The organism is Chryseobacterium sp. DZ-32, from assembly GCF_059587025.1.
Map to the genome: position 1 here is coordinate 56,369 of NZ_JCAIOM010000011.1, position 13,656 is coordinate 70,024.

Annotated in this window: 10 protein-coding genes; 8 read left to right on the forward strand and 2 right to left on the reverse strand. The window is 38.2% G+C overall.

From position 1 onward, the window contains the following. Positions 1 to 32 precede the first annotated feature (32 nt). The 6 genes from AC59HC_RS13710 (at position 33) to AC59HC_RS13735 (ending at position 8,018) form a co-directional block, all read left to right on the forward strand. Complete coding sequence (locus tag AC59HC_RS13710; RefSeq protein WP_496558822.1) at positions 33 to 548, forward strand: DUF2975 domain-containing protein; 516 nt, start codon at positions 33 to 35, stop codon at positions 546 to 548. Position 549: 1 nt separating this feature from the next. Beyond that, the gene (locus tag AC59HC_RS13715) at positions 550 to 753 is read left to right on the forward strand and encodes a helix-turn-helix domain-containing protein (RefSeq protein ID WP_002980904.1); all 204 of its coding nucleotides are present in this window, start codon (positions 550 to 552) and stop codon (positions 751 to 753) included. Positions 754 to 933: 180 nt separating this feature from the next. Beyond that, positions 934 to 1,806, forward strand: coding sequence for an ABC transporter ATP-binding protein (locus AC59HC_RS13720; RefSeq protein WP_496558823.1), 873 nt, complete (start codon positions 934 to 936; stop codon positions 1,804 to 1,806). Between the two features lie 2 nt (positions 1,807 to 1,808). Next, positions 1,809 to 5,051, forward strand: a complete 3,243-nt coding sequence (locus AC59HC_RS13725; RefSeq protein ID WP_496558824.1) for an ABC transporter permease/M1 family aminopeptidase — start codon at positions 1,809 to 1,811, stop codon at positions 5,049 to 5,051. Positions 5,052 to 5,153: 102 nt separating this feature from the next. Beyond that, positions 5,154 to 5,594, forward strand: a complete 441-nt coding sequence (locus tag AC59HC_RS13730) for a MarR family winged helix-turn-helix transcriptional regulator (protein ID WP_343643131.1) — start codon at positions 5,154 to 5,156, stop codon at positions 5,592 to 5,594. Between the two features lie 6 nt (positions 5,595 to 5,600). Continuing rightward, the gene (locus tag AC59HC_RS13735) at positions 5,601 to 8,018 is read left to right on the forward strand and encodes a TonB-dependent receptor domain-containing protein (RefSeq protein WP_496558825.1); all 2,418 of its coding nucleotides are present in this window, start codon (positions 5,601 to 5,603) and stop codon (positions 8,016 to 8,018) included. Between the two features lie 316 nt (positions 8,019 to 8,334). On the opposite strand, the gene AC59HC_RS13740 is transcribed toward AC59HC_RS13735, so the two are convergent. Next, positions 8,335 to 10,608, reverse strand: a complete 2,274-nt coding sequence (locus tag AC59HC_RS13740) for a polyribonucleotide nucleotidyltransferase (RefSeq protein WP_496558826.1) — start codon at positions 10,606 to 10,608, stop codon at positions 8,335 to 8,337. 438 nt (positions 10,609 to 11,046) lie between these two features. On the opposite strand from AC59HC_RS13740, the gene AC59HC_RS13745 reads away from it, so the two are divergent. Then, positions 11,047 to 12,468, forward strand: a complete 1,422-nt coding sequence (locus AC59HC_RS13745) for a sugar MFS transporter (protein ID WP_343643134.1) — start codon at positions 11,047 to 11,049, stop codon at positions 12,466 to 12,468. A 126-nt stretch (positions 12,469 to 12,594) separates the two neighbouring features. Then, positions 12,595 to 12,954 carry a DUF4260 domain-containing protein gene (locus tag AC59HC_RS13750; RefSeq protein ID WP_343643135.1) on the forward strand — a complete coding sequence of 120 codons (360 nt, stop codon included), beginning with the start codon at positions 12,595 to 12,597 and terminating at the stop codon, positions 12,952 to 12,954. Positions 12,955 to 13,342: 388 nt separating this feature from the next. Here AC59HC_RS13750 and rpsO read toward each other — a convergent pair whose 3' ends face one another. Beyond that, complete coding sequence (gene rpsO / locus AC59HC_RS13755; RefSeq protein ID WP_034692246.1) at positions 13,343 to 13,612, reverse strand: 30S ribosomal protein S15; 270 nt, start codon at positions 13,610 to 13,612, stop codon at positions 13,343 to 13,345. Between the last annotated feature and the right edge of the window lie 44 nt (positions 13,613 to 13,656).

Here is a 13,656-nt window from a genome sequence, read left to right on the forward strand (position 1 = left end):
ATACATTTGCAATAGTAATTACCATTCATACCATGAACCAGACCAAAATTATTGCAAGAATTTTATTTTATATCTGCGCCTTACTTTCGGCCGGATATTTAGTCACTTTTGGGTATTCCTTATTCTGTCTGATGAGCGGATTTGCGGTCACGCCTTATAAAGAAGGCCAGTTCCTTCACATCAATTATCCGTTTACAGAACAACCGTTTCTGAATATCGAAAACAATTATCCTTATATGATCTTTTCCTTTATGTTGGTGCTTATCACTTATGGAATCTTTTTCTGGTTATCTGCCGGGGTTTTCAAAGTGTTTTTCCAACAAAAACTGTTTACTCAGGAAAATATCATTCAGCTTAAGAGATTTTACCTGTACAATATTTTCATTCCGCTTCCTCTGGTTATTATCGTGAGTTTCTTTGTGGAAGTAGAAAGTATCATATGGGGACTGGTGTTTATTCACTTTATGCTTGGAATTTTCTGTCTGTTTCTTGCGAATATCTTTAAGCAAGGACTACATTTGCAAAACGAACAAGACCTATTTATTTAAAATGCCAATTATAGTCAACTTAGATGTGATGCTTGCCAAACGAAAAATGCAGAGTAAAGAATTGGCAGAAAAACTGGGTATCACACCCGTAAACCTCTCTATCCTGAAAACCGGTAAAGCCAAAGGTGTCCGCTTCGATACTTTGGAAGCCATCTGTAAAATCCTGGAATGCCAGCCGGGAGATATTCTTGAATTTAAAGAGTAGACGGGATTCGGGTTGCGAGCTTCGGGGTCTGATTTGAAGTGTTTTAGAATGGGAGTGTAAAAAATTCTCTTCTAACTTCTAACCTCTAGCTTCTAGCCTCCTGCCTCTAGCTTCCAGCCATTAACTTCTAAACCAGCTGCCAAAAGGCCGCCTGTCCTTCCATTCCCCAAACACAACGTTATGAACACATTAACCATCAACAACCTTAGCCTTACCTATAAAAATGGATTTCAGGCTATTAAAGACATTTCACTCAACATCAAAAACGGTATGTTCGGGCTTCTTGGTCCGAACGGAGCCGGAAAATCTTCTTTAATGAAAACCATTGTCGGACTTCAGAAACCGACCTCCGGAACAATACTTTTCAATAAAGTGGACATCATCAAAAATCCTGATTATGTTAAACAAAATCTTGGATTTCTGCCTCAGGATTTCGGAGTATACCCGAAAGTTTCCGCGTACGATCTATTGGAACATATTGCCGTACTGAAAGGGATTACCGAAAAAAGCAAACGTAAAAAACAAATTCTGAGCTTGCTGGAAAAAGTCAACCTTTCTGATTTTGCGAAAAAAGAAGTTCATACCTTTTCTGGCGGAATGAAACAGCGTTTTGGTGTTGCCCAGGCATTACTGGGAGATCCGAAAATCATTATTGTAGATGAACCAACGGCAGGGCTGGATCCTGAGGAACGCAACCGCTTCAATACACTGCTCAATGATATCAGCCAGGATGTTATCGTTATTCTGTCTACGCATCTCGTTGAAGATGTCAGAAACCTTTGCTCAGAAATGGCAGTGATGAATCATGGGCAAATCCTTCGAAAAGGAAATCCGGGCACATTGATTGCTGAGCTGGACAACAGAATCTGGTCAAAACCCATTGACAAAAATGAACTGGAAACCTATTATTCCAGTTATGAAATTATCAGCAGGCAGCTTCTGGAAAGAGAACTCCACATCACTGTATTTTCTGAAGAATCTCCGAAAGATTTCAGCCCTGTAACCCCTTTGCTGGAGCACGTTTACTTCCATACACTCACCCAAAAACCTTAATCATGAACGCGATATTCTTATTTGAAGCCGGACGCTCTTCCAAGCACTGGCTCACCTATCTTGTGGCCTTACTTTTAATAGGAATGGGCATCTTTTCTGGCAATCAGTTCAATCTTTCAGTAGGAGAAGGGATTTATTTAAACTCTCCCTACACCATTGGTTTTATGACCGGAATGCTAAGCCTTGCCGTGATTTTTTTCGCTACGGTTTATGCATTGCAGCTGCTTTTTAAAGATCAGGATTCAAAATTTGACAGTATTCTGTTTTCATTCCCATTGTCAAAACTCACTTACCTGAAAGGGAAATTCTATGCTTATTTTTTACAGACGTTTTTAAGTTTTTCTTTCCTAATGACAGGATTTATCATAGGTCAGATGATGCGGACGGGAAGTGAAATGCAGGAAGGTTTTAACATTGTCCATTATCTATATCCCTTATTCATATTCGGTTTTATCAACAGTTTGTTTGTCTGCAGTTTTCTTTTTCTCATTGCATTTATTGTCAGGAAAAAACTGCTGGTTGTAGTAGGCGGACTGCTTCTGTATGTTTCTTACATGATTATCCTGTTGTTTTCCAATTCACCCTTTATGGCGGGAAGTCTTCCCCAGTCACTGGAAACGCAACAGTTTTCGGCTTTAATAGATCCTTTTGGATTATCCGCTTATTTTATGGAAGCCCGTGATCTCACAGCTCCTCAGAAAAATATTCAACTGGTACCTTTCTCTGGTTATCTTTTGTTTAACAGAATTTTATTCTTTTTTATACCTGTTGGAATTCTTCTGCTTTCGCACAGATTATTTTCTTTCTCCAATACCTCAGGAAAGAAAGTAAAAACATTAGGAAATACTCTTACATTTTCTGAAACCAATAAAGCAGATTATTCCACAGTGAAGCCAGACTTTGGTTGGAAGAACTCATTTCGATCTGTCTTATCTTTTGCAAAAACAGACCTTACTTATCTGTTTAAAAGTGCTGCTGTTCCTGCCGTTTCCATACTGTTGTTATTTTGTATGGGAATGGAAATGTATGCCGAAATTGAAAAAGGCATCCGCCTTCCGCAGAAATATGCAGGTTCCGGACTTATGGCAGCAACCATTTCGGAAAATTTTCATCTGCTGGGTCTTCTGATTTCTGTTTATTTTCTGAATGATATTTATTGGAGAAGCCAGTCTTCGGGGTTTTATCTGATTGAAAACAGTACTTATTTATCAAAAAACCGGTTAACCGGACATTTTATCTCCATCAGTTTTCTGCTGTTTTTCTTCACCGGAATTGTAATTATTCAGGGCATTATTTTTCAGGCGCCTTATCAGTATTTTCATATTGATTGGAATGCTTATCTCGGTGTTTTTCTTTTCAATACTTTCCCATTGATGCTGTTTTCCGGATTGATTCTTTTGATAAATGACAGAATTCCCAATAAATTCATAGCCCTTGGAGTTTCCATTCTTGCCGTTTTTATAGTATCGGGTCCGCTTTCGGGGAAATTGATACCCTACCCTCTTTTCAGAATATTCTCAGATTTTAAAGGGACTTACAGTGAGTTTAACGGCTATGGAATTTATGAAAAAGCTTTTCTACAAAGACTATTATTCGGAACGGGAATTATCAGTATTTTATGGATGCTCAACAGTATTATAAAAATTAAAAAAGTTTCTGTACTCGCATCGGGCTTCAGTATCATTCTGCTCATCTCAGGAATTTTTGCCGGAACATTGTTTATGAAAGGTTATATCCCAAAAAATGAAGATCAGGCTATTCTAAGCTCGGCAGCATATGAAAAAAACTATCGAAAGTATAAAAAACTTCCACAGCCGGATATCACTAATATTGCTACAGAAATTGCGCTGTATCCTTCGAAAAATGCTTATCAGATCATTGGAAAATATACCCTTAAAAATCAAACCAATCAACCTATCAATAAGGTTCTGATCAATTTTAATAAAGATTTAAAACTGGAATCTGCTGTGATAAAGTGTGGTCCTGAAATCTCAAAAATTAATAAGCATGTTACAGAAGTTTCATTACAAAAGCCTCTCCGGCCTGGTAAAACAGCTTCTCTTGATTTTAAAATCTCCTATCAATGGTTTGCTGTCAACGGACACCAGTCTTTCAATGCCATTATTGAAGACGGATCTTTTATGAGGATCAGCAGGTATTACCCAACAATTGGATATCAGAAGGATAATGAAATTCAGGATGAAAAACAACGCAGCCAATTCAAGCTTGGAAAACTTGGTGAACTGAAAAAACCTGAAGCTCCTGAAGTTTCAAAAAGGGATTTTATCAATCTTACGATGATGATTTCCACCGAAAAGAAACAAACAGCCATAGGAACAGGAGATCTTGTCAGAAAATGGTCACAGGCCGGGCGCAACTATTTCAAGTTTAAAGCAGATCAGATTCCTTTCCGGTTTGCCGTTTCATCTGCTGAATATAAGATCAAAAGCGTGAGCTATAAAGGAATTTCCATCAATATCTTTTATCATCAGAAACACTTTGAGAATGTGAATCACCTTCTTGAAAATACAAAGCTTACTTTAGATTACTGTCTGCAGAATTTCGGGCAGTACCCTTTTAAAAGCATCAATTTTGCGGAGATTTCTTCTTTTACCAGAGGTTTTGCCGCTACAGCCTATCCTTCTGCTGTTTTTATGCCTGAGGATATGGTTTTCCACGCCAATATTCTGGCGGATAAGAAACAGGATGTCATCAATGAGCTGGCAGGCCATGAACTTTCCCATCTCTGGTGGGGCAACAGCCAGATCGACCCTGATGACAGAGAAGGTTCTGTGATGCTTACTGAAACCCTCGCCATGTATACCGAGATGATGCTCTACAAAAAAATGCATGGCCGAGAAAAAATGATGGAAAGAATCAACGTACATCAGCAGATCTATGACAATGAAAAAGGACTGTCTGAAAATGTTCCTATTTATAAAGCAACCGGAGACGTACCTCATATTTCGTATTCCAAAGGAGCTGCCGCAATGGTACAGCTGAGTAACTTAATCGGTGAAGATAAAGTGAATCTGGCTTTGAAAAATTTTCTCAACAACAATCAATATCCCAAAAAACCTGGTTCATTGAATCTGATCAATGAGTTTTACAACATTGCTCCGGATATTTCCACCAGGAAGCAAATCGACAGATTATTCAAAACCACAGAAAATATAACTTTTACTTCAGAGTCTAAAACTGCTTCTGTAAAGGCAAAGTCCAAAGAAACCGGTAACAGCTTTTAATTTTTTTTGAAAATATTTTTCAGGAATTGTAACAAAGTAAAATGATGATTTACTAATTAATTGACATATCAATAATTGATATATCATTTTAAATCTGAAAATATGGAAAAGTTAAATTCAATCATCTTCTACAACATAGACAAAGCGATCAGATCTTACAGAAACTATGCTCAACGCCAGCTAAAAGCGCATGGTTATACGATCACTATTGATCAATGGCTTATCATCAAAGCAATTCTGGAAAACCCGGGAATTACCCAGAATGAAATTGGTGATCTGGTTTTTAAGGACAATGCTTCTGTCACGAGAATGATTGATTTAATGGTAAAATCAGAATACATTATCAGAAAAGTTCATCCTGAAGACCGAAGAAAAACCCTGCTGGAAGTGACAGATTCAGGGGTAAAAGTGATTAAAGAGGTTCAGAATATCGTAGAAAAGAACCGAAAAACAGCTTTAAAGGGCATCAGCAATGAAGAACTGGAAGTGATGTATTCAGCTTTACTGAAAATTTCAGAAAACTGTCTCAACCCTAAAAAGTAAAACGCTATGACCAGAATATTCTCACTTATTATTGTCTGTATGCTGATGCTGTTCAGCAGCAGGATCTCTGCCCAGCAGGCAATGCAGAGTTTGACTTTGTCAGGAAACATAAAATCCGACAAAGCAGAGCAGATAGAGATCAATCTCTTTGACGCCGATCAGAAATTGATCAAAACAGAAATTGCTGATAACAGCGGTAAGTTCAACTTTAATGATTTAAAAGAAGGAACTTATCAGGTAAAAATTAATAAAAACGGTACTGAGGTTTATCACTCGGAAAACATTTCACTAACCGAAAATAAGACCCTCAATCCTATTGACCTGAATGTAAAATCGATTGAAGGAGTAACAATCACCAAAACCAAGCCTCTCATTGAAAGACAGGATGGAAAAATGATCATGAACGTCGAAAACAGTATTGCAAGTACCGGAAATTCAGCTTTTGAAGTCCTCGAAAAGGCTCCGGGAGTGAATATTGACAATAACGACAATATCAGTCTTCGCGGAAAAGGAAACCTTCTGATCCAGATCGATGGTAAAAATACTCCCATGACCGGAACTGACCTTGCCAATTACCTGAAGGGAATTCCCTCTTCCACCATTGAAAAGATAGAGTTCATCACCAATCCTTCTTCAAAATATGACGCTGCCGGATCCGCCATTATCAATATTAAACTTAAAAAGGAACAGAGAAAAGGAACTAACGGAACTATTTCAAGCTCTCTGGGATCGGGTAAATATGTGAAAAACAACAACAGTTTCAGCATCAACCACAGAAATAAAAACATCAATATTTTCGGAAATTACAGCTTTGCGTACAGGGAAGCTTACAACGGATTGGTTCTCGACAGAAATTTCTATGAAGCCAATACCTTTAAGAAAGCGTATGTGCAGGATAATTATCTGAAATTCAAATTCAACAGCCATGTGGCCAAAGCGGGAATGGATTATTATCTGAACGACAAGAATGTGCTTGGATTTTCTGTGGGACTTGTTTCCAACAAATTCAACATCAACGGAGACAATTCCAACGTCACACTGGGCAGCAGCTACCTTCCTGAAAGTACTTTTACAACAGTCAACAGATCGAACGACCGCTGGACCAATGTTTCATTCAACCTTAATCATAAATATACGATTGATTCGCTGGGTTCTGATATTTCTACCGATTTTGACTATATCAATTACGCCAACTCATCTTTGCAGAGCTTTGATACAAGAACGCATGATATTTCCAGCGGTACAGACAACCTCGACATTATCAAAGGTGATATGGACGGAAAACTGAATATCTACTCTTTAAAATCTGATCTTACAAAAAACTTCAGCAACGACTGGAAGCTGGAAAGCGGAGTAAAAACCAGTTTTGTAAAGACAGATAATGACCTGAAATTCTTCAACGCCAGTTCAGGGGTTCCTGTTCCGGATCTTGGAAAAACCAATCATTTTATTTATGAGGAAAACATCAATGCAGTGTATGGAAATTTGTCCAAAAAATGGGAAAAATTTAAAGCTACAGCAGGTTTAAGAGTTGAAAACACCAATGTAAAAGGAACTCAGATTACCACCCATCAAATCAATAAAAGAAATTATACCCAACTGTTTCCAAGCGCTGTTCTGAGTTATGATCTGACGGATAAAAGCAACATTGAAATCAATCTCAGCAGAAGAATTACAAGACCAAGCTACAACCAGCTGAATCCTTTTAAATTCTATCTTGACCCTACCACGCTGAAAGCCGGGAATCCTGATCTGAACCCTCAAATCACAATGAATTATGAATTAACCTACAGTCTGAGTAATAAATACTTTGCCACTTTAAGCTACAGCAGGAATTCTGATAATATCACAGACATCCTAAAACCTGTCATAGAAAACGGGCAGATTGTAACCGTACAGACCATTGAAAACCTGAATTCTGCTTCTTATTTCGGATTAAACCTGATCGCTCCGGTAAAGGTGACCCAATGGTGGGATATGAATAACAGTGCCAATTTCTATTATGGCTCCTACACAGGAAATGTCTCCGGAACCCAGATCAATAATAAAGGGAATTTTACATTCAGCATCAACAGTATTAATTCCTTTAAGCTGGGAAATGGTTTCACTGCTGAACTTACAGGAAATTACAAAGCCAGAGAAATTTATGCTTATCTGAATGTGAGCCCGAACTGGTACCTCAACGTTGGAGCGCAGAAGAAGTTTAAAAACAACAGTGTTCTGAAGCTTTCCTTCACTGATGTCTTCTTTACCAGCAATATCAAAGGGCAAACGGTGTATAATGATTATTTAGAAAACTTCGCTGTAAAAAGAGATACCCGTGTGGCAACCCTCTCCTATACTTACAATTTTGGTTCTTCCAAAAACGGACAGCCCAGAAAAACAGGCGGTGCTGAGGATCTGAAGCAGAGAGTGGGAAATTAATTGTAAGAAGTTGGAAAACGCAAAGACGCGAAGAAGGAGAAATAAAATACTGTATTTAAGACGCAAAGATTTTATCTTCGATAAAATTGAGCACCAAATAACTGTACCTGTATTTTAGTCTCTCACGATTGGGCAGGCAAAGCAAATGCAAAAAATAAAACAATATGCTTGCTGAAAATCTTCGATTTTCTTGCGCCCTAATCAATATTAAATTAAAATTACTTTGCGCCTTTGCGTTTTCCAACTTATAACTTATGGTATAAAAAGCAAAAATCCCTCAAATTGAGGGATTTTTTATGTTTAAGAATGAATCTTATTAAGCTTCGTTAGATGGAGTTTGGTTTTCCACGGGTTTTTCGCTTTGTGGCTTTTCACCTTGTGGTTTCTGTCCTTCCGGTCTTCTTTGTCCTTCCGGTCTTCCTTGTCCTTCTGGTCTTCTCTGCCCTTCAGGTCTACCTTGTCCTTCCGGTCTTGGAGGTCTTGGTAAAAGAACTTTACGGGAAAGTTTCATTTTCTTACGGTCATCATAACCCATGAACTTCACTTCTACCTCATCACCTTCTGCATAAGGAACTTTGTCCAGACGAGCCCACTCAATTTCAGAAATGTGAAGAAGTCCTTCTGTTCCTTTAGCAATCGCTACGAATGCACCAAAGTCCATTACTTTCACTACTTTACCTTTGTAAACTTCACCAACAACCGGTACGAAAGTAATTTCATTGATCTTAGCAATAGCAGCATTGATTTTTTCTCTGTCTGTTCCTGCAATTTCGATACGTCCGATTTCTCCCATCTCTTCGATAGCAATAACCGTATCTGTATCTTTCTGTAACTGTTGAATAATTTTTCCACCAGGCCCGATTACAGCTCCAATGAAATCTTTTGGAATCTCCATAACCACCATTTTCGGAGCGTGAGGCTTCACATCTGCTCTTGGCTGGGAAATCGTTTCCGTGATTTTATTAAGGATGTGTAATCTTCCGTCTTTAGCCTGCATCAAAGCTTTCTCCATGATATCCATAGAAAGTCCCTGAATTTTGATATCCATCTGACAAGCTGTGATACCGTCTGCAGTACCTGTTACTTTGAAGTCCATATCTCCAAGGTGATCTTCATCTCCCAAGATATCAGAAAGTACGGTAAATTTACCTGATTTTGTATCGGTGATAAGACCCATTGCAATTCCTGAAACAGGTTTTGTAATCTGAACCCCTGCGTCCATCAATGCCAGTGTACCAGCACAAACTGTTGCCATTGAAGAAGAACCGTTAGATTCTAAGATATCGGAAACAATTCTGATTGTATATGGATTTTCTGCCGGAATTACTGCTGTTAAAGCTCTTTGAGCTAAGTTTCCGTGCCCTACTTCTCTTCTTGAAGTACCTCTTAAAGGTCTTGCTTCACCTGTAGAGAATGGAGGGAAGTTATAGTGTAAGAAGAATCTTTCGTCGTGCTGCGTGATTACGCTGTCGATCATGTTGGCATCTTTTACAGAACCCAGAGTTACCGCAGTCAGAGACTGAGTTTCTCCTCTTGTAAAGATTGCAGAACCGTGAGCTCCCGGAAGATAATCAATTTCTGACCAGATCGGACGGATTGTCTGAGGATCACGACCATCAAGACGGATATTGTCTTCAAGGATCATCTGACGCATTGCTTCTTTCTCTACATCATGGTAATATACTTTAACGAAAGGAGTTACTCTTGCCAGTTCTTCTTCATTTTCAGCATATTGTGCTAAAAACTCTTCAAGAACCGCTTTGAATTTTTCTCCTCTTTCTTCTTTATTAGATGGAGTCTTCGCTACTTCATATACTTTGTTGTAGCACTCTTTCCATACTTTTTCACGAATTTCCTCGTCGTGATCTTCGTGGCTGTATTCTCTTTTAGGGAAAGATTTTCCTACTTTTTCAGCTAATCTCTCCTGAGCTTCAATCTGTTTTCTGATCTCAGCGTGAGCGAAGTTGATGGCTTCAAGCATTTCCTGCTCAGAAATCTCCTTCATTTCTCCTTCTACCATTACGATGGAGTCTTTAGTAGCTCCCACCATAATGTCGATATCTGATTTTAATAAATTTTCATAGCTTGGATTCACAGACAATTGTCCGTCAATTCTTACTACTCTTGCTTCAGACATTGGCCCGTTGAAAGGGATATCTGTAATCGCAATAGCTGCAGAAGCTGCCAGACCCGCCAATGCTTCAGGCATTACTTCTTTATCGTAAGAAATTAATGAAATCATCACCTGTACTTCCGCATGGAAATCTTCAGGGAAAAGAGGACGTAATACTCTGTCCACTAATCTCATTGTAAGCACTTCATCATCAGATGGTTTTGCTTCTCTACGGAAGAAATTTCCAGGAATTCTTCCACCTGCGTAGAATTTTTCTCTGTAATCTACCGTTAATGGTAAAAAGTCTACACCAGGATTGGCTTCTTTATTGGCTACAACTGTTGCTAAAAGCATAGTTCCGCCACATTTCACCACTACAGATCCGTCAGCCTGCTTAGCCAGCTTTCCCGTTTCAATAGTGATTTCCCTGCCGTCTGCAAGGGTAATCGTTTCTGTAAACGCTTGAGGTATACTCATAAATTTGCTTCTTTATACTCCGTATTGAGTATGATTAATATTTAAACTCTTTAAATTTTCGTTTGCAAAGGTACTATATAATAATGATATATTAAATTTTTCGATTGCTTTAATAGGCGTTTAAAATACAAAAAATTGGCTATCAATTGATGAAAGTATGAAAATTTACATCACTAATCTGAACTTATATACCATTTATGAAAATAAAAAAGTGTTTTTTTGAGGATAATGTATTGAAAAATCCGGTCGTTTTTGTATTATTGTCTCAAAAAATGAAAATAATACATTCATCTGAAAAAAGTATCTGTTTCATTCTAAAAATTAGTAAAAATATTGCAAACCAATAGGCTGATCCCTATATTTGCCCTACTTCACCAGTTACAATGCTGTAGGCTAAAAAAGTTAAGGAACTATCCTTATCCAGATAAATAAATGTTTATGATTAATAAAGAAGTACAATCTCAAAGCAGGAATTATACGGTTCCGTTGATTACCATTACCCTGCTGTTTTTTATGTGGGGATTCATCACCTGTATGAATGACATCCTGATTCCCTATCTGAAGCAACTATTCAATCTTACCTTTTTCGAATCCATGCTGGTACAGTTCTGTTTTTTCGGGGCTTACTTTATCGGATCGCTGATTTATTTTATGATTTCCATCACGAAAGGAGATCCCATCAATAAATTAGGGTATAAAAAGGGAATCCTGTTCGGAATTTTTCTGGCCGCATTCGGCTGCGTTCTGTTTTATCCGGCAGCTACGTTCTCATATTATCCATTGTTTCTGGGAGCTTTGTTTATTTTAGGACTTGGCTTTACAGTACTGCAGATTACAGCCAACGCTTATGTTTCATTGCTGGGAAGTGAAGAATCTGCATCTAGCCGACTGAACATGACTCAGGCATTCAATGCCTTCGGAACCACCATTGCACCGGTACTTGGAGGTCACCTGATTTTTGAATTTTTCTCATCTCCGGACGGATCATTCAGTGCGGTAGCGACGAGAATTCCTTACCTTATTTTTGCAGGTATCCTTTTACTGGTTGCTTTATTGATTTCCAGAGTGAAGCTTCCTTCCTTCCAGATGGGTGAAGAAGAAATCGTAAAAGGCTGGGGAGCCCTTGAATTCAGTCACCTGAAATTTGGAGTATTTGCCATGTTCTGTTACGTAGGCGGAGAAGTCGCCGTAGGAAGTTTCATCATTAGTTTCCTTGAGCAGCCGCAGATTATGGGCTTTAATGAGATCATCAGTAAAAATTACCTTTCCTTATATTGGGGAGGAGCAATGATCGGACGTTTTCTGGGAGCCATCTCTTTAAATCAATCCATAAGCCAAAGCAAAAAGGCTCTATATATGCTGGGAGCAGCGGCAGCAGTTTTCCTTGTGATTTTCAGCATTGTCAATCTTACTTTCAGTCAGATCAGCTTTTTCATTGTGTTTATCATCCTTAATTTCATTGCTTTTTTCGTGGGTAAAGCAGCTCCGGCAAGAACATTATCCATTTTTGCAGCAATCAATGTTGCCTTGTTGATTTCTGCAATGGTAAATCATGGTGAGCTGGCGATGTACAGTATTTTAGGAATCGGAATTTTCAATTCTATTATGTTCTCAAATATTTATACACTGGCTATTTCAGGACTGGGTAAATATACCAGCCAGGGATCTTCTTTAGTAGTAATGGCGATTCTGGGAGGAGCTATTGTTCCGATATTCCAGGGATATCTTGCCGATCAGTTTGGAGTACAGCATTCATTTATTATTCCTGTATTCTGTTATCTGGTAATTCTGATATTCGGAGCGTACTGTACCAAATATCTGGGGCATGTAGAAAGTACCGAAGCAAAGTCCGGGCATTAAAATCAAATTCAAATCAAAATGTATAAGGCGGAATATCTCAAAGGTATTCCGCTTTCTTTTTCCAATCCTAAAATGTAACTTTCATATGAAAAAATTGACTTATTTTAAAGATCAGTACAATAAATTATGAAAATACAGTTAAAGCTTGAATACGCTGCATTTCTCCTGTTAGGAATCTATGCCTTTGCACAGACAGGATATTCCTGGTGGTGGTTCGCCGGACTTTTCCTCGCACCGGATATTTCTATGCTGGGATATACGGTTAATAATAAAGCGGGCGCTTTCTTCTACAATCTCTTCCATCATTTAGGAGTAGCCATTATCGTTTATTTTGCCGGAACAGCCTTGTCTCTGCCCTATTTACAAATGATCGGAGCTGTTATGTTTTCTCACTCTGCGTTTGACAGAATTCTGGGGTACGGTTTAAAGTATCCTGATAGTTTTCAGAATACGCATTTGGGGAAGATTGGGAAGAAGGCTGAATAGTGATGTTGAAAACCACCCCGTCAAAAATTCTTTGAATTTTCGCCACCCCTCCGAGGGAGGGGAATTATAACGTCTTTAGTTGTGACGTTGGTCAGGATTGGAGTTTTAGTTGAGGCTTTTCTTGTTGGTTTAATACGGCTGGATTCCTACGGAATGACACAATTGGCGTATTGGTCTATCCATACAGTTTGCCATTCCGTAGGAATCTAAATACTCTTTTATCATCACATGAAATTCTAAGACTTTAAGAAATTTAAGTGTTCTTCTCAACCATTTCGTATTTTCTAAAAAAACTTTTGTGGCTTTTGTGGTTAAAAATCCCCTGTTGCGTAAAAACAAAAAAGCAACCTCTTTCGAAGTTGCTTTTTATTTTGAAAATCTTTATAGATTATTTTCTTAAACCTAGTTCAGCAATAATTGCTCTATATCTTGCGATATCTTTGTTTTTAAGGTAATCTAATAAACTTTTTCTCTTACCTACCAATTTCACTAGAGATCTCTCTGTGTTGAAATCGTGACGGTTAGCCTTTAGGTGCTGAGATAAGTGATTGATTCTGAAAGTGAAAAGAGCGATTTGTCCTTCAGCACTTCCTGTGTCTTGTGCAGATTTCCCGTGTTTTGCGAAAATTTCCTGCTTTTTGTCTGTTGTTAAGTACATTCCAATATTGTTTAATGATTATTATGTAACGGGTGCAAAATTAC